Raw genomic sequence first — 17,081 nt, 5'->3', positions numbered from 1 at the left:
AGACCCTCCTCTTTTTGTTAATCGACCCCTCTTTGAAATCGATTACATTTATTATAGCAGAATGTTCCTTCCAGTCAATCGTTTCTTTAAAAATTTTCAGTTATTACTTGTTTCTACTATATTTTTCAAATAAAAAAGTTCAATTAAATGATATCAGTAGATGTAACAGACGCTTTTTTCATAAAAAATATACGTAAATAAAAAGCAAGATGAACAACCTTTCACTACTTATCCACCTTGCCTATCATTACTCTTCTAAAGCTGCTTCCAATTGTGCTTCCATATTTTCTACCGCTTCTTCAGCCGTCTGTTCTCCTGTTAATACTCGAGAAACCTCAATTTGAATAATTTCAGATATCTCTGGATAAATCGGGGATACCGGACGTGGCACAGCCACACTTAAGCCTTCTACGAAACTTGGATTTGAAAATAATGGTCCAGCTTCCTGTACCTCTGGATCATTATACAGGGATTCTACAGTTGGGGCACGTGCGCCTTCTAGTGCTCCTTTTTTTTGACCTTCTTCACTTGCCAGGAACTTTACTAATTCCCAGGATTCTTCTGGATGTTCAGAATATCGATTAATCATTGCCATCCATCCGCCTAATGCTGAAGTGCTTCCCTCATCACCTGCAGGAATAGGTGCAATGTCTACATTTCCTGCGACTTCTGAACGTGCTTCGTCATTGGATGAAGACTGCATATATGTCCAATTACGGGCAAATACAGCATCCCCTGCAATCCATGCATTTTCTGTTTCAATCTCTTGAAAATTCAAGATATTCCCTGGTACAAAATCAGATTGTGCAATTTCTGCAAATTTTTCTAAGCCTTTAATTGTTTCAGGACTATTAATGACTACATTATTATTTTCATCGATAACGCTTCCCCCATAAGAAGCGATAATTTCAATAAAATTGGTTACCATCCCTTCATACTGAGAGCCTTGCATTAAATAACCAAATTCTGTTCCTTCTTCTCCTTGCATTTCTTCCGCTTGCTCAATCAATTCATCCCAAGTCGCAGGCGGTGTATCTGTTATATCTGTACGGTAATAAAGAAAGGAAGCATTCATATATATCGGCAATGCCCACTGTCTGCCATTGTAATTACCTGCTTGAATGGGACCATCAAAGTGATTATCTAAATTAAAGCTGTCTGCTTCTATAAAACGATCTAACTCCAAGGCATAGTTGGCTTGAGCAAACTCCGCTGCCCAAATAATATCTCCATTATATACATCCACTTCCGAACTCTGAGAACCAAACATCGTTACATATTGATCATGCTGCTGGCCTGTATCGGCCGGCATTTCACGATACTCCACGTTAATATGCGGGTATTCTTGTTCAAATGCTTCAATTTGACTTTCCGTGGCACCTGTTGTATCTACACCTGTCGCATAGACAATCGTTACCTGTTCATCGGAAGCGCTTTCATTTCCTTCATTACTGTCTGTCTCGGAACCATTATCTCCACTACATGCAACCATAAAAATAACTAATAAATATAATACTCCAAACAGCAATATTTTCTTTATCTGCGGCATTAGAAATCCTCCTCTTTTTATTAGTCGACCCTCTATGAAATCGATTACATTTATTATAGCAGAATGTTCTACCCGTTCAATTGTTTCTTTTTAAATTTTCAGTCTTTACTTTGAATTAAATCAGCTATTAGTTCATGTGCTTAGCTAGTAATAGGAAGAGTCAGATAAAATAAAACCCCTCTCTGTTGTAACAATAGGTACGTCTCTAATCAGGTTGACTCTCTTATAATAAGCTCATGCTCTAAGATTATGTCTTCTACCTCTTCGCCCTGTATTTTTTTTATCAGCATGTCCACCGATATCTCCCCCATTTTATACATCGGCTGTGCAACGGTAGTTAAAGAAGGATACGTCATACTGGTAAATTCAATCTTATCAAATCCCACTACTGCCATCTCATTTGGGACATCAATCCCTCTGGTATTTAATTCTTTCAATGCTCCAATAGCTAACATATCTGAAACAGCAAACACTGCTGTAAGATCCTTCTTCTTATTCAATATAGAACGCATCACCTGCTGTCCCGATTCAAGTGACACATCGTTGGCAGAATAGAACCAGTCTTCTTCCGGTTCAATATGAAATTCTTTTAACGCTCGAAGATATCCTTTTTTTCTATCCCTCGCGTATAGAAATGACTCGCTGACATTTATGAGTCCTATTCGCTGATGCCCCTGTTTTAATAAATATTTTGTTACCTGATAAGCTGCTAATTCACTATCTATTGTTACATAAGGCAAATTTTTCGAACTTACATATTCGCTGCATTGTACAAATGGATACCTTTTTGCCATATTAACCAATACTTGACGGTCAATTGTTGGATCCATCGTAATCGCGCCCACAGCCAGTTGATTTTTTAATAAATCAAAATATACTTTTTCCCTTTCCAATTTAGAATGAGTTTGACAAAGCAGAATATTATAACCATACTCAAGTGCTTTTTCTTCTATTCCTTCTACAATTTTCAAATAAAATTGGTTAGATATCTTAGGTAATAACACTAATAACATCTTACTTTCCGCATTCCGTAAATTCCGGCCTAAAATATTTGGTGAATAATCCAATTCGCGAATTGATTGTTCGACTTTCTTGCGTGTTAATTCTGCAACCGATGAAGGATTGTTTAATACTCGCGATACAGTAGCAACGGACACCCCTGCATGTTTGGCAACATCCTGAATTGTCGGCAATATAATCCCCCCTTTTCAACATATAAATATACCTTTTTTATAAGCTGCATCACCTCTCTAAAAAAGTAATCGAACTAAATGTAATCCTTTACATTGTATTTTTATCATAATACATAATTCGATAAAAGCAATAGAAAACTGTTTTATATGAGGATGAGTCGATTTTTGAATTTACATCTCAGCAATAATTTTTGAGAGTATCACCTAATATTTTCTAATGAAACAGAAAGCTTTATCATGCAAATTTTGATTATTTCTTTTAGATTCAAAAAGCGGTTGCACAATCAGATAATTGATTGTGCAACCGCTCGCTTCTCTCTTATATCCCTAACGTATTCCCTCCATTTACAGATAACGATTGACCAGTGATGAAATTCCCTGCGTCTGAGGCAAGAAATAAAACAGCATTTCCTATATCTTGAGGGACTCCCATTCTGCCAAGTGGAACTCCACTCCGATATTCACTCGTATCTTCTGCTTCATGTCGTTCAACCGGTATAAACCCAGGGTTAATCATATTAACAGTAATACTAAAAGAACCAAGTTCATTTGCCCAAGAGCGTGTCAACCCTAGCTGGGCAGCCTTGGCCATGACATAGTTTGAATGATTAGGAGTACCTAACTGAACTACTTCACTTCCGATATTTATAATTCGACCATTCTTTTTTTCTTTCATCCCTGGCAGGACAGCCTTTGTTAATAATAACGGCGCTTTCACAAAAAATTCGAGTTGCTCTAAATAATCTTGCCATGCTAGTTTCTCGATTGATATTACAGGCTGTGGACCAGTAGCGTTATTCACCAATATATCAATACTTCCTTGTGTTTCATCTTCAGCCTGTTTTATCAGTTTTTTTACTGATTCTTCATCCCGTACATCACCTTGAATGGCTATCGCTTTTCCTCCATCCGATTCAATAAAATCAACCGTATCTTGCGCATTTTTGTAATTATTCGCATAGTTCACGATGACTGTAGCTCCTGCATCTGCTAAAGTTTTACTTATATGTTTCCCAAGTCCTCTTGAAGCTCCTGTAACCAATGCCACTTTTCCGTTTAAATTATGAGACATAATTATTCTCCTTTATTTTAGTATCGAGCTATTAGCACTTTCTTTCTTGAATAGAACTCTACGCCATACTTCCATTTTGCAAAAAAAGAACATAAAGGGAAATACTCCAATCCAAAGAATAGAAAGAAAGCTATCAGTAGAGATTCTTGATTAGATTTTCAATTACTATTATTTAAGAACTCAAAAATTAAGTTTAACAGTATTTTTGAGATATCAAGTAATATCAAAATATATGGACTCATTGCACATCTGTAAAATTTGAAGTACATAACTACATTCAAACAAATTAACTTTCTACTATGATATCATAGTAGAAAACAACCCATCAGAAGGAGCATCCCCATGAAAGTAAAAATGAACGTACAAACAGCCTACCACGGAGAATTACTACGTGCCGGCAAAGAATATGAAATCGACGAAGAAACGGCAAAACGCTGGATTGCCAGTAAATTGGCTGAGGAAGTACAAGAAATCTCTGAAGATGAATAACAGGTGCATCGATAAAAATTAGGCTTTCCTGGGTTGATTTTCAAGAGTATCATTAGTATTTTTCATTACTCTATATTTTATATTTCGAACAACCCTTTGAACATGCTATCAGTTCGGTCAGAACATACCAAAATAGCCCGTCTGCTATTAAAACAGACGGGCTATTTTCATAACGCGCTCCAATCAAAAGTACCTACCGATTCGCAAAAAATTCTTCTGCTTCTTCTAAATACTTCTCTTGATCTGGAGTCAAATCATACTCCTCTTCAATTGCAGACACGGGGCAAACTGCTTTGCATGCGCCGCAATCAATGCAAATATCCGGATCAATATAAAATTGCTTGAGTCCTTCTTCTATACAATCAACAGGGCAAACACTGACGCATTCTCCTGCTTTTTCTCCTCTGCATGGATCAAGAATAACAAAAGCCATGGAAAGAAAACCCTCCTTACATGAATAAACATGGTTCACCTTAAATGATAATTCTTTTAAAGAATGAAGTAAACTGTTTCACCTTTATTTATGTGTATTTTCTGTGAAAAAATAAAGCTTTCACATTATTTGATTTCAATAATCCCTTTTTCTCCAGCATATCCTTCCCTTTTCAGTAATTCGATTTGCCGGCCATCTTCCAGATTGGTAAAGATAATAGGTGTAATTGTTGACTTGGCATTTTTACCGATATATTCTAAGTCTGCTTTTAATAAAGGCTGGCCTGTCTCCACTTCTTCGCCTTCTTTGACAAGTATGTCAAATCCTTTTCCTTTGAGATGCACGGTATCGATACCGATATGAATCATGATTTCTTTACCTGTTTCTGATTCCAGACTAATTGCATGCTTGGTAGGAAAGATGTTACTGACTCTTCCATTTACCGGAGAAACAACGATTCCATCTGACGGCTCAACTGCAAAGCCGTCTCCCATCATCCTGCTGGAAAATAGTTGATCAGGAACACTTGAAATCGGAATGAGTTTTCCACTTAGAGGAGAAGCAATCCCTTCCACACTATCAGGATGCTGTCTTTGAAGATTTATTTCATCCACAGTATATAAACTCGAACTGTCTAATGCTGGTCTAGGCGTTCTCCCAGATATGATATCTTGCATTTGTCCTTTAATAATTTCCGAACGCGGTCCGAAAATAGCTTGGATATTATCCCCTACCTCTTGTATACCTGTAGCTCCAAGCTGTTTTAGCTGATGCTTATCAACATGTTGAATCGAATTTACTGATGCCCGTAATCGCGTGATACAAGCATCCAAATGCGTAATATTTTCTCGTCCGCCCATTGCCTCCAGTACATGATAAGCTAAATCAGCCGGCTTTCTTTGCTCTCTGCTCTCATTTGATTCCACCGCTTTTTCTCTTCCCGGTGTCATCAGATTAAATTTCTTAATAAAAAAGCGGAATAAGAAGTAATAAAGGATAGCAAACAGAAGCCCGACTATGATCGCTATCCACCATGATTCTTGATTCGGCAAAACACCGAACAGCACAAAGTCTATAGCTCCTCCAGAGAAGGTATAGCCGACATTGACACTGAACCATGTCATCAATACAAAGGATAATCCATCTAACACAGCGTGAATAAAGAACAGGAATGGCGATACAAATAAGAATGAAAACTCAAGCGGTTCGGTAATTCCTGTTAGGAAGGACGTTAAAGCTCCTGAAGCCAGCAGTCCCGCAACCAGTTTTTTATTCTCCGGTCGAGCCGTATGATACATCGCAAGTGCTGCAGCAGGCAACCCGAACATCATAATCGGAAATTCCCCGGCCATAAAATTCCCTGCCGTAATCTCTGCATTATCTCTTAATTGCGCAAAGAATATCGTCATATCTCCACGAATGATTTCACCGGCAAGGTTGGTATATGTGCCAAATTCATACCAAAAAGGAGAGTGAAAAATATGATGCAGTCCAAAAGGAATCAATAGACGTTTAATAAACCCAAACATAAATACAGCAATATATGTACCTTCTTCAATCAGCCAATAGGAAGCGCTGTTCATGATATGTTGGATTGTCGGCCAGATAAACATTAATAAAATGCCAGCAAGGAAAGAAACAGCTGCAGTCACGATGGGGACAAACCGTTTTCCTGCGAAGAATCCTAAGTAGGATGGCATCTCCATATGATGAAACCTGTTAAAACAATAGGCAGCTATCACCCCGGCAATAATTCCGCCAAATACACCGGTCTGTAAGGTTCCTATTCCAAGCACGCTTGCAAATCCGGGATCCTCCGCTATCAATTCTGGGGTTACCTGCATAAACGAACCCATTACCTGATTCATCACCAAATAACCTACCAGCGCAGCAAGACCGGCCGTTCCGTCACTTGCCAGCCCTATTGCCACACCAATCGCAAAAAGCAGCGGCAAATTATCAAATATAATACCACCGGCGTCTTCCATTACCGTTGCAGTCAGCTGAATCCAATCCGCTTCCAAAAAAGGAAGATAGCCAAGCATGGTATGCTGCTGGGCAGCATTGCCAAATCCAAGCAAAAGACCTGCCGCCGGCAAGAGTGCTACCGGCAGCATAAGCGCTCTGCCGACTTTTTGAAGACCTCCAAACGTTTTTTTGAACATCTATAACACCTCTTTCTCCTTCTTTCCGGCAATAAAAAAGGCATCAGTAAAAACACAAGGATAGCGCATACAGATACAGAAATACTGTACCCGCCGTTATCTTAGTATTCCTACTCATGCCTGATCGAATCAGTCACACGTATAAGAGGATGTGCACAAAGACCAATAAATAGCACTTTACGGGCAGAGACTACCAGTGCGAAATTTAATTCGTTTTTGATTTTAGCTGGATGTTTTCATGCAGCCGCTGCAAATGAATCGTCAAATAGACTGATTCCGCATCAAAAACAGGTTTCTTTAACGTCTGCTGCATAATTTTAATCAGCTTCCAGGACAGATTATAGAACACGGGATATTCTTCTTTTAGCAGGTCTGCCATTTTTCGCGGCTCCTCTACCTTGTCCCCATTTAACACTCGTTCTATCGTGTACCGGAGATGTCTGACAAAACGGACATAATCCATACTGTCTCTATCTAATGTTATAAATAGCTGATCCTCGATTATCTTGATTAAATTAGATACAAGCTGTGAATACCGGTTGATTTCATTTAGTGCTGTTCCCTCCATTGCACTATGAACGTGTAATGCAACAAAACCAATTTCTCCCTCCGGCAAATGAACTGGTAAAAATTGATTCATATATTCTACAATTTCGGAGGCAATTTCATATTCAAATGGATAGAGCACCTTCGTCTCTGCTAAAAATGGATTACGAATTTCTAACCCCTGCTGCAAACGGGCAATCGCGAAAATAATATGATCGGTCAACGCAACCAGCGTATGCTCATCCGTGAATGTATTGATGCGTTTTTTGATTATTTCTATCGAATCCACAATACTCTGCAGTGTTTTTTCATCGATATTGTCAATTATTTTTTTATAATTTTCCTGTTCCTCTCTATCCCGAAGAACAAACAGCTTCTCCACGGTTTTGGATTCAATGAGATCTCGCTTCTTTTTAGCAAATCCGATGCCCTTCCCGATAAGGATAACTTCATTTTGATTCATATCTTCGGCAATAAGAACATTGTTATTGAGTGATTTGATTACAGAAAAGGCATCCATATCAATCATCCCTTCTACATTTTAGCCGTCTCTTCTTCCTATTATATAACACTTAAATCAAACTGCAAATTATGGATTTTTCAGGAAATACGGTCTTTTTATTCAGGCACATATTACTGCTGCTTCGTCAGATTTCCTGCTTCTCTTTTCTCTGCGTTTTACTTTTCCAGCAGAAAAGCCCCCGTTTTTCATACGGGGACTTCACTGCCTTATTTATCTTTTAATTTCGCAAGCGCATCCGCAAGTGCGTTATTTTTAAAATCATCCTGCTTTTTCATATACTTATTAACATCTTTTTTAGACACCTTCTGATTCTTTTCCTTCTCTTTTCTCGCTTGGAAGGTGGAAAGTTTTTCACGGTGACCGCAGGAGCACGTAAACATCTGACCTTCTCCCTCACCACGGAGCTCTAGACGCTTATGGCAATTAGGACAGCGGGCATTCGTATACTTTGCGATATTCTTTTTCCCGCCGCAGCTGCGGTCCTGACAGACGAGTCGTTTCCCGTGCTTGTTTTTCACTTCCAGCATCAGCTTGCCGCATTTCGGGCATTTTGTCCCTGTCATATTATCATGCTTGAACTTTTCCTCACTTGCTTTTATTTCTTGGACTGCCTGTTTGGTATATGTCTTAATTTCCTTTAAAAAGACATCCTTTTTCAGCTTGCCTTCTGCGATCTGTGCTAATTTTTGTTCCCATTCTGCCGTTAAAATAGGAGAACGGAGCTTTTCTGGTGCTAATTCTAGTAATTGTCTGCCGGTTGAGGTCAGATAAATATACTTTCCTTTCAGCTCCATATATTGATTATTGAACAGCTTTTCAATAATATCCGCACGTGTAGCAACTGTTCCAATACCGCCAGTCTGCTTCATTGTTTTCACAAGCTCTTGTTTTTTCGTTTCCATATATTTTGTCGGGTTTTCCATTGCCTGCAGGAGGCTTCCCTCTGTAAATCGTTCCGGCGGTGTCGTCTGCCCTTCTTTGATAGTAAAGCTGAGCGCCATTTCCTCCCCTTTTGTTACTTGAGGGACATTGGAACGAATCTCTTCTTCATCGTCTGCTTGATGCTGATAAATCTCCTTCCAGCCTAAAGCAACAACTCTGTTTCCTTTTGCTTCAAAGATTTCTCCGGCAGCTTCTACCGTAATACTTGTTTGTTCATATTCATACGGCTTGGAAAGTGCTCCTAAGAAACGTTGAACAATCAGCTGATAAATTTTCCGCTCCTGATTAGACAGCGCACTATAATCCACTGTTTCTTCTGTTGGGATAATCGCATGGTGATCGGTTACCTTGCTGTTATCCACAATAGCTTTGCCAGTGCGTAAATCATCTTTTAAAATTTTATTCGCTGCTTTCGCATATTCATCCACACCACATGCCCTTACACGTTCTTTTAATGTAGAGACCATATCCGTTGACAGATGCCTTGAATCTGTTCGCGGATAAGTGACAAGCTTGTGCTGCTCATATAATTTCTGCAGGACAGATAGGGTTTGTTTTCCGGAAAATTGATAAATCCGGTTGGCATCCCGCTGTAAATCCGTTAAGTCATATAAGGTTGGTGCATGTTTTTTCTTATGCTTTTTATCCACATGCTGAATAAATGCTTTTTCCTTCGATACCTTTGCCTTTAATTTATCCGCTGCTTCTTTCGAGAAAATACGGGACTGGTTCTTTTTGTCCTTCCACGTAACGGCAAACCCGCCTTTTGTTTTTCCCTGCAGCTGATAATAGGTTTTTGGCTTGAATTGATTGATTTCCTGTTCACGCATCGCAATCATTTCCAGCGTCGGCGTCTGGACGCGGCCGCTGGATAAGGAAGCATTATGCTTGGTGGTTAAAGCTCTTGTTGCATTTAATCCAACATACCAATCCGCTTCCGAACGCGCTACCGCAGATTGATACAGATTCCAATACTGATTTCCAGGCTTTAAATTTCGAAAGCCATCCTTGATTGCTTTATCCGTAACCGAGCTGATCCACAAACGCTGTACCGGCTTCTTAACACGCGCTTTTTCAATAATCCATCTGGCAACGAGCTCCCCCTCTCTCCCGGCATCAGTGGCAATCACAATGTCTCCTACATCCTGACGTGACATTTGCTGCTTCACCGCTTGAAATTGCTTGCCCGTCTTCTTCATGACCACTAATTTCAAATGCTCCGGAAGCATCGGCAAATCTTCCATATTCCATGTTTTATACTTAGGGTCGTACGTTTCGGGATCTGCTAATGTAACTAAATGTCCCAATGCCCATGTCACAATATACTGTTTTCCCTCTTGATAACCATTTCCTTTTTTGTTACATCCGAGGACTCTTGCTATATCTCTGCCTACAGACGGCTTTTCTGCTAATACCACTGTCTTACTCATATCTATCCCTCATTTTATCGATTTCTAGTCTGATACTACTTTAACATATTTCCTTCTAATACGTTCACCCAAGGCACACATTGCACCCAAAAACATAGAATATCATACACAAAAATTACAGGAATGACATGGCTTCATACTCTTTTTTGAAGCTTTTACTTCTACTTATTAGAGGATGCTCAAAAAACCCCCGAATAATAAGCAATGAACGCTTTAGTTGACTTTTTTGAGCATGCACTATTAGAAAGAGGATGTTACGTATGATATATACAGGTATGCTTTTACTCGTTATTGCGGTAAGTCTGGATGGATTTAGTGTAGGAATAACCTATGGGATGCGGCAAATCAAAGTGCCTCTTCTCTCTTTATTTGTTATTATGTTCTGCTCCGGTTTGATTGTCTTTCTATCGATGGAGGTAGGCGATTTCTTACGTTCCTTTATTTCTCCTCAGGGAGCCAGCATGCTTGGCGGAGGTATTCTTATCTTTTTAGGTGTCTTCTCCCTTATTTCCATGTTTCGCTCACGAGAAACGGAAGCAGCCAAAAACGGAGATCACGCTTCCTCCAATGTTAAATTTGAAAATATGAAAACGGTGCTCACTCGTCCAAAAGAAGCCGATTTAGATAAGTCAGGTATTATCTCTATTAACGAATCCATTCTATTAGGTTTCGCTTTAGCTCTCGATGCATTCGGTGCCGGAATCGGCGCTGCGATGCTTGGATACTCCCCGTTGATTACCGCGTTATTAACAGCCGGCATGAGTGGATTGTTTTTATTTAGCGGAATCATGTTCGGAAGTTATTTATGGAGAATACCTGCCTTACAGCGTTTATCTTTTTTACCATCTGTATTTCTGATTACGCTGGGGTGCTGGAATATCTTCAGCGGTTCTTAAAACATTAAATGTTGCATTAGGGCAACCTTTTGGAAGAAAAGAAATCCACCGTATAAATACATTCATGATACGGTGGATTTTTATCGTTTTATTATTCCATCACACTTATTTATTTAAAGAATGGATTACTTCCTGTAAAGGCATATCCATCATCGAATTTAGTTTTAAATGATAATTTTCAAAAGGCAGGGAAGCCGTTACAGGATTCGGAACGATAACGGTTGGAATATTTATTTCCTGTGCAGCGATAAGCCCATTTAAAGAATCCTCAAAAACAATTGCTTCATGAGATTCCAATTCTAATTTTTCAAGTGCTTTTAAAAATAAATCCGGTGCTGGTTTAACTCTGTCTACCATATCCTTTGTCACTACATAATCAAAATAAGAAAGCAGATTTAAATGCTTTAAATGCGATGTTGCCCATGAAGTATCTGAGCTGGTTGCCAGCGCAACGCCCAGCCCTGCATCCTTTGCATCCCGAAGATACTCGGCCACGCCTTCTCTGGCTTTTTCATTTCTGATATATTGCGTGTGAAGCGCTGCAGCCTGATACTGAATATCCTCTATATTCAGCTGATTTCCTAATTCCTTTTGCAAATAAGGATAAAACTGTTTGTCATCTGAACCAACACTTTTCACAAATTCCTCCAGCGGGAGTTCAAACTGAAATTGTGATTGCAGCACTTTTTTAAAAGCATGATACCAAGCAGTTTCTGTGTCTAAGATAAGCCCGTCGAAATCAAAAATAACACCTTTTATCATGAATTTCCTCCTTCACCAACGTCTTTCTTTTTTAAGTAATAATATTTAATAGAATCGTAACCGTAACAATACTGACCACCGTCGAGATAAACGTAATCGTTGATACAAGCTCCGGCTCCGTATCAAATTCAATGGCATACATCGTGGTTGTTGCGGCTGTCGGCATGGCAGAAATAATAATCAATACTGTCCCGATTAACGGGTCCATCGGCACAAGCCAGACAAAGATGGCTGCCAGAATCGGTGCAGCAATCATTTTTAAGGTAACGGAAGAAAGCACAACCTGCCAATCTATCTTTAATGCTGTTAATGATCCCAGCTGCATACCGAGCATAATCATCATCACCGGAATAGCGGCGTCTCCGACCATTTCAATCGTAGAATGGATATAATCTGGTATTGTAATAGATTGCAGCGAAAAGAAAAAGGCTAATATCGCCGCATAGGTTGTCGGCATTTTTAAGATATTCATAAATGCTCTCCGCATCCCGCTCGTACTTCTGGATGCATAGTAAATGCCAAAGAAATTATTCTGCAGGGATTGAACTACCATGATAAAAATGGCATAAGGCACTGCCGCATTGCCGATACTATATAAAACTACCGGCAGACCATAATTCCCCGAATTCATAAAGCCAGTTGAAAGAATGGCAGCACTCTCTTTATTCCCGTCCCAGCCAAAAATTTTTGCCAGCATTTTATTAATAAATACCATGACATAAAATAAGGCAAACATATAAATGAGAATCACTAAAAATCCAGAATCAAATTCTGCATCATACAACGTTACAAAAACAAGTGCCGGTGAAAGAATATATAAACAGACAGCAGACACCGACCGCACATCCAACACACGGATACGCTGCAGGATAAATCCAGTTGCAAAAACAGCCATAATCGGTAAAATAACTTCAATAAATAATAACATATGTACATCTCCACGCTTTTTTTCAATTAATTCAAGTGTATCATATGGCGTCAACTCTATTTTTATGCCAAACTGTCATCAGCTGTAAATTCCCTTCAAAATAAAGTTTCTATATAAATTGAAGTAAGAAATTACACTTTTATTTTCATATAAAAATGGCGAAACAATGATTGAAAACAGTAACTAGCGACGGTTTTTGATGGGGCGAGTAATCGCAATGGTTTTCGGTGGGACGAGTAATCGCAGTCCCAGTCCCAGAAGAAAAACACGGAGACTCCTGGTCGGCTAAGAACGGTCACGTCCTGTGACCAACGACCGACACTAGGACGTCCTGTCCATCGTGGGAAAGCGCGGAGGGAAGACCCCGCAGAAAAAAAGCGAACTTTTTTTCTACCCGCGGGGCATAAGTGCGACTTTGCTTCTGTCTGCGCCTGACGGCTTGCCAATCAGCAAGTCTTCTTTAAAGGAGATGAGCTCGGGGCCCACGGAAAGCGTAGTGTTTTTCTGTAGCGGTAGCTATTAATATTAATTTCAACTTAAATATTTAGTTATCATTCCTTAAGAAAATCCTCACAAACTAAAAAAAGTTGACAAATCGAAAGAAAAAGTACATACTAGTAAAGTTAAGAAGTAACAGTTGTGATTTGGCATTCTGTGAAGCTTTTTGTAAATGCTTATTCACACTGGCGCGGCTAAGGGGCCGCAAGGATGCAGCAGAAGGTTTGGGGCTGCATTGCTTAAGTTAGAAAAGATGATTTTAGAATATTTACCGCGGACATTCCGTAAGCGTTATACGGATAGATGGCTCAGCAAATCTAACTGAGTCAGGACAAATAAACGAATCATATGATTTAGGAATGGATTTAATTTCTCCTGAATTTTATGTTCCAACTTAAAATTAATTTTGATATCACGTGTTACTTTAATCATAAAGGGGTACTCTTTAAAGAGAGTATCCCTTTTCCAAATTTCACATATTTTTGAAAGGAGCATCTAATATGCCGACAGACTTGCCAATCGGTTCCATTATAGCCATGACCGTTTTACGAAAAATAGATACCGGATATGTTTTATCTGCTTATGGAGAAGAAGTGCTGCTTCATCATAACGAAGCACAATCCGCCTTAGAGCTGGATCAATCTGTGGATGTCTTCCTCTATGTAAATAAAAAAGGACAGGTAAATGCCACTACATATTTGCCCTCTGTCACACTTGGATTATATGACTGGGCGGAGGTTGTGGGTGTTCTTCCCCGTTTAGGTGTTTTCGTCAACATCGGCACCTCGAAGGATATTCTTGTCTCCAAAGACTCCCTGCCTTTATTTCAGGAAAGCTGGCCGCGCTCCGGAGACCGTTTATATATCACGCTGCAGCTTGATAAAAAAGGACGCCTGTTAGGTGTGCCTGCTTCTGAAAACATTATTGCGAATAATGTTTTTGCCGCACCGGAACAACTGAACCAGCAAACGGTTATTGGCACAGTTTATTATACGAATAAAGAAGGGGCAGCGATTATCACCAGTGAAGGCTATCGCGGTTTTATCCATCGAACAGAGCGAAAAATGGAACCTCGCGTCGGACAGGTGATTGAAGGAAGAGTGATTGCCGTGAAAGAAGACGGATCCATTAATGTCTCTCTCCGCCCGCTGAAGCAGGATAGTTTATCCGATGATGCAGATGCTATTTTAAAGCATCTGGAAGCGAATAACGGCGCCATCCCTTTTCATGATAAAAGCGACCCCGAAGAAATCCGGGCCACGTTTCAAATCAGTAAATCTGCTTTTAAACGTGCAGTAGGAACATTATTAAAGCGGGGACAAATCAAACAGGAAAATGAACAAATCATTAAAGTGGAATAATCCAGTCATAAAAATAAAAGCAATGTCTGCTTTTTCGTACAGACATTGCTTTTATTTTTATGCTGCTGTATTTTTGTAAGAATCTAAAACTGCTGATATAATGAACCCAATTGCTCCCGCAAACATACAGGCAATTCCGATTCCGCCAAATCCAGCTCCTGCAAAATCAACTTTTGGTGCGATTGATGCTACAAGAATCAATAAAATTCCCACAAGTGCCAAGAATAGATTTGGATAATAACCAGCATGGGATTCTTTGGAAGTCATTCTAACGAGAAAAATACTGATAAGTGCTGTAATCGCTGTTAAAATAGCTCCAAATGTGATAACCGCTTCTACCATTTCCTCACCCCGCCATTAATTAATTACACTACTTTTAGTCTACAATTGAAGAATAAGAAAGTCAATATTCATCTCATCTGCACAAGGAGGAATATTGAAAAGGTATCAGGTTGTATATTCGCCATTAATCCGCACATAATCATAAGACAGATCGCATCCCCAGACAGTAGCCTGATCTGTCCCCAGCGCTAAAGACACCGTTATCTTTATTTCCGGATTCTCCAGATAGGATTGAATTTGGTCCAGGTTCTCCTTATCGCCAATCGGTTTTCCTTGATAAATTAAGGTATCTCCAAAATAAATTGCTATCTTTTCCAGATCCACTTCTATTTCATCTTCACATTTTCCGATTGCCATGGCGATACGCCCCCAATTGGCGTCTTCTCCAAAAATAGCCGTTTTCACAAGTGGCGAATTAACAATGCTTTTCCCTATCTTCTTCGCTTGCAGAAAACTGGAAGCTTCATTTACAGTTACCTCCACCAGCTTGGTTGCTCCTTCTCCATCACGGGCAATTTCTTTAGCCAGATCGATACTCATTGCTGTCAGAGCTTCTTTGAATGCTTGTAAATCTACCTTTCCAGCAGCCCCGTTTGCCATAATTGCTACCGTATCACTTGTACTCGTATCCGTATCAATACTGACCATATTAAATGATTGATTGACCGCTTCCTTCAATAATTTCTCCAGCTCATCTGCAGAAATAGCTGCATCTGTAACAAAATAAGAAAGCATCGTAGCCATATTCGGCTCTATCATTCCAGAGCCCTTCGCCATTCCAACCAGGGTAGCATCACCGATTTTGCACATTTTTAGTTTGGGATAGGTGTCTGTTGTCATTATTGCTTCCGCCGATTTATCTAATCCGCCTTCCACCAGATTATTTTTAAGATTTTTTATGCCTGCCCGCATCTTATCCATTGGCAGCTGGTACCCTATCACTCCTGTCGATGAAGGTAAAATATCCTCTGGAGCGATGTCTAATTCCGCAGCAATTAATTCGTTTAACTCGATCACATTTTTTATGCCTTCTTCTCCTGTCGCTACGTTTGCATTTTTACTATTGATCGCAAAGCATTTTAATTTTCCATTCGCAACATTTTGCTTTCCAATAGGAATAGGCGCTCCGCAAAATCTGCTTTGTGTAAACATGGCAGCCGCATTTGCCAGCTCTGTTGATAAGATAACCGTGAAATCCAGCGTTTCATCTTTGATTCCCAGGCTTTTCGAACATGTATAAAAACCTTCAGGCATATTTTCTAAAATATATTCCTTATCTTTCAGTAAATTTTTCATTTTTATGTACTGCCCCTTTTATTTAAAATCTCAACTTTCGCACATTAAAAAGTAACTTCATTTCCATAGAAACAGGAGTTGATTGTTCCTTCGCTAACACCCTTGATAAAGATTATAGAAGGTGAAGTGTAAAGCACCGCTGCGGCGACCATTTAGCTTCCCTAGGGGCACGCTCTTCAGCTAACTTTTTCCAAGAAGAGCACTTAGCAAAAGTGGATCTTCAGATGGTGCTGATCCCTCAGGAGTCAAAACGGTCCGCCTCCGCTAGCAGGATATTCTATGCGTGAAAAACAACTCACCAAACAGAAGTTTAATCAGATAGAACCTATTTTTCATGCTGCATGGTAACATGATCCGCCAAGATTCCTTTCTGTGCATCGAAGCGATTCCCTGTATTTCATATCCATGCTGTCATGATTGGTTATTCAGGCGAAAGCTGCTATTTCCTTCAGCTTATTAAAATCTTATTTCTTTCATTCGCTGTAGAATCCTGTCAGAGCGCAGGCCAACCACGCAGACTCCTATGAGAACAGGGCGAGCTGAAGATCCACTTGAAAAGCGGTTTTCTTTTCAAGTTAGCTGAAGCCGTCCCCATGGCAGACTAAAAGCGCAACGTCCTGGGGTTGCGATTACTCACCCCATCGAAAAGAGTTGTT

The 17,081-nt window shown here is 39.7% G+C and carries 14 protein-coding genes; 3 read left to right on the top strand and 11 right to left on the bottom strand.

Annotated features, from left to right (window positions below):
• Positions 1 to 247: 247 nt before the first annotated feature.
• The 3 genes from BN997_RS04635 to BN997_RS04625 form a co-directional block, all read right to left on the bottom strand.
• On the bottom strand, positions 248 to 1,549 hold the full coding sequence (locus BN997_RS04635) for an ABC transporter substrate-binding protein (RefSeq protein WP_042530099.1): 1,302 nt from the start codon (positions 1,547 to 1,549) through the stop codon (positions 248 to 250).
• A gap of 209 nt (positions 1,550 to 1,758) precedes the next feature.
• Positions 1,759 to 2,742: a LacI family DNA-binding transcriptional regulator gene (locus BN997_RS04630; protein ID WP_042530096.1), complete on the bottom strand. Its 984-nt coding sequence runs from the start codon at positions 2,740 to 2,742 to the stop codon at positions 1,759 to 1,761.
• Positions 2,743 to 3,061: 319 nt separating this feature from the next.
• The gene (locus tag BN997_RS04625) at positions 3,062 to 3,814 is read right to left on the bottom strand and encodes an SDR family oxidoreductase (RefSeq protein ID WP_042530094.1); all 753 of its coding nucleotides are present in this window, start codon (positions 3,812 to 3,814) and stop codon (positions 3,062 to 3,064) included.
• 342 nt (positions 3,815 to 4,156) lie between these two features.
• Between BN997_RS04625 and BN997_RS23090 the strand changes: the two genes are divergently transcribed.
• Positions 4,157 to 4,303: a hypothetical protein gene (locus tag BN997_RS23090; protein ID WP_175297005.1), complete on the top strand. Its 147-nt coding sequence runs from the start codon at positions 4,157 to 4,159 to the stop codon at positions 4,301 to 4,303.
• A 193-nt stretch (positions 4,304 to 4,496) separates the two neighbouring features.
• Here BN997_RS23090 and BN997_RS04620 read toward each other — a convergent pair whose 3' ends face one another.
• The 4 genes from BN997_RS04620 to BN997_RS04605 all read right to left on the bottom strand — a co-directional run bounded on the left by BN997_RS04620 (position 4,497) and on the right by BN997_RS04605 (position 10,342).
• On the bottom strand, positions 4,497 to 4,736 hold the full coding sequence (locus tag BN997_RS04620) for an indolepyruvate ferredoxin oxidoreductase subunit alpha (RefSeq protein ID WP_042530092.1): 240 nt from the start codon (positions 4,734 to 4,736) through the stop codon (positions 4,497 to 4,499).
• A gap of 125 nt (positions 4,737 to 4,861) precedes the next feature.
• Positions 4,862 to 6,901, bottom strand: coding sequence for a glucose-specific PTS transporter subunit IIBC (gene ptsG, locus BN997_RS04615; RefSeq protein WP_042530090.1), 2,040 nt, complete (start codon positions 6,899 to 6,901; stop codon positions 4,862 to 4,864).
• Positions 6,902 to 7,106: 205 nt separating this feature from the next.
• Positions 7,107 to 7,967, bottom strand: coding sequence for a glucose PTS transporter transcription antiterminator GlcT (gene glcT, locus BN997_RS04610; RefSeq protein ID WP_042530088.1), 861 nt, complete (start codon positions 7,965 to 7,967; stop codon positions 7,107 to 7,109).
• Between the two features lie 209 nt (positions 7,968 to 8,176).
• Entirely contained in the window at positions 8,177 to 10,342 is a 2,166-nt protein-coding gene (locus tag BN997_RS04605; RefSeq protein WP_042530086.1) for a DNA topoisomerase III, read from the bottom strand.
• Positions 10,343 to 10,602: 260 nt separating this feature from the next.
• On the opposite strand from BN997_RS04605, the gene ytaF reads away from it, so the two are divergent.
• Entirely contained in the window at positions 10,603 to 11,238 is a 636-nt protein-coding gene (gene ytaF, locus BN997_RS04600) for a sporulation membrane protein YtaF (protein ID WP_042530084.1), read from the top strand.
• 105 nt (positions 11,239 to 11,343) lie between these two features.
• Here the strand turns inward: ytaF and BN997_RS04595 are convergent, their stop codons facing one another.
• The gene (locus tag BN997_RS04595; protein WP_042530082.1) at positions 11,344 to 12,000 is read right to left on the bottom strand and encodes an HAD family hydrolase; all 657 of its coding nucleotides are present in this window, start codon (positions 11,998 to 12,000) and stop codon (positions 11,344 to 11,346) included.
• Positions 12,001 to 12,031: 31 nt separating this feature from the next.
• A complete protein-coding gene (locus BN997_RS04590) occupies positions 12,032 to 12,928 on the bottom strand; it encodes an AEC family transporter (protein WP_042530080.1) in 897 nt (298 codons plus the stop codon).
• 998 nt (positions 12,929 to 13,926) lie between these two features.
• On the opposite strand from BN997_RS04590, the gene BN997_RS04585 reads away from it, so the two are divergent.
• Positions 13,927 to 14,787: a CvfB family protein gene (locus BN997_RS04585; protein ID WP_042530079.1), complete on the top strand. Its 861-nt coding sequence runs from the start codon at positions 13,927 to 13,929 to the stop codon at positions 14,785 to 14,787.
• 57 nt (positions 14,788 to 14,844) lie between these two features.
• Here BN997_RS04585 and BN997_RS04580 read toward each other — a convergent pair whose 3' ends face one another.
• Positions 14,845 to 15,129 (bottom strand): hypothetical protein, encoded by a 285-nt coding sequence (locus BN997_RS04580; RefSeq protein WP_042530077.1) that lies wholly within the window; start codon positions 15,127 to 15,129, stop codon positions 14,845 to 14,847.
• A gap of 105 nt (positions 15,130 to 15,234) precedes the next feature.
• Positions 15,235 to 16,425 carry a bifunctional glutamate N-acetyltransferase/amino-acid acetyltransferase ArgJ gene (gene argJ, locus BN997_RS04575; protein ID WP_042530075.1) on the bottom strand — a complete coding sequence of 397 codons (1,191 nt, stop codon included), beginning with the start codon at positions 16,423 to 16,425 and terminating at the stop codon, positions 15,235 to 15,237.
• Positions 16,426 to 17,081 lie beyond the last annotated feature (656 nt).

Source organism: Oceanobacillus oncorhynchi (assembly GCF_000821065.1).
GTDB classification, from domain to species: Bacteria; Bacillota; Bacilli; order Bacillales; family Amphibacillaceae; genus Oceanobacillus; species Oceanobacillus oncorhynchi.
This window is presented reverse-complemented; position numbering and strand designations above follow the sequence as displayed.

Excerpts from the sequence above, each read along its gene's own strand:
- BN997_RS04635 (WP_042530099.1), bottom strand. The coding sequence starts at position 1,549 with ATGCCGCAGATAAAGAAAATATTGCTGTTTGGAGTATTATATTTATTA.
- BN997_RS04625 (WP_042530094.1), bottom strand. The coding sequence starts at position 3,814 with ATGTCTCATAATTTAAACGGAAAAGTGGCATTGGTTACAGGAGCTTCA.
- BN997_RS04595 (WP_042530082.1), bottom strand. The coding sequence starts at position 12,000 with ATGATAAAAGGTGTTATTTTTGATTTCGACGGGCTTATCTTAGACACA.
- argJ (WP_042530075.1), bottom strand. The coding sequence starts at position 16,425 with ATGAAAAATTTACTGAAAGATAAGGAATATATTTTAGAAAATATGCCT.
- BN997_RS04605 (WP_042530086.1), bottom strand. The coding sequence starts at position 10,342 with ATGAGTAAGACAGTGGTATTAGCAGAAAAGCCGTCTGTAGGCAGAGAT.
- BN997_RS04590 (WP_042530080.1), bottom strand. The coding sequence starts at position 12,928 with ATGTTATTATTTATTGAAGTTATTTTACCGATTATGGCTGTTTTTGCA.
- BN997_RS04620 (WP_042530092.1), bottom strand. The coding sequence starts at position 4,736 with ATGGCTTTTGTTATTCTTGATCCATGCAGAGGAGAAAAAGCAGGAGAA.
- BN997_RS04585 (WP_042530079.1), top strand. The coding sequence starts at position 13,927 with ATGCCGACAGACTTGCCAATCGGTTCCATTATAGCCATGACCGTTTTA.
- BN997_RS04580 (WP_042530077.1), bottom strand. The coding sequence starts at position 15,129 with ATGGTAGAAGCGGTTATCACATTTGGAGCTATTTTAACAGCGATTACA.
- BN997_RS23090 (WP_175297005.1), top strand. The coding sequence starts at position 4,157 with ATGAAAGTAAAAATGAACGTACAAACAGCCTACCACGGAGAATTACTA.
- ytaF (WP_042530084.1), top strand. The coding sequence starts at position 10,603 with ATGATATATACAGGTATGCTTTTACTCGTTATTGCGGTAAGTCTGGAT.
- glcT (WP_042530088.1), bottom strand. The coding sequence starts at position 7,967 with ATGGATGCCTTTTCTGTAATCAAATCACTCAATAACAATGTTCTTATT.
- ptsG (WP_042530090.1), bottom strand. The coding sequence starts at position 6,901 with ATGTTCAAAAAAACGTTTGGAGGTCTTCAAAAAGTCGGCAGAGCGCTT.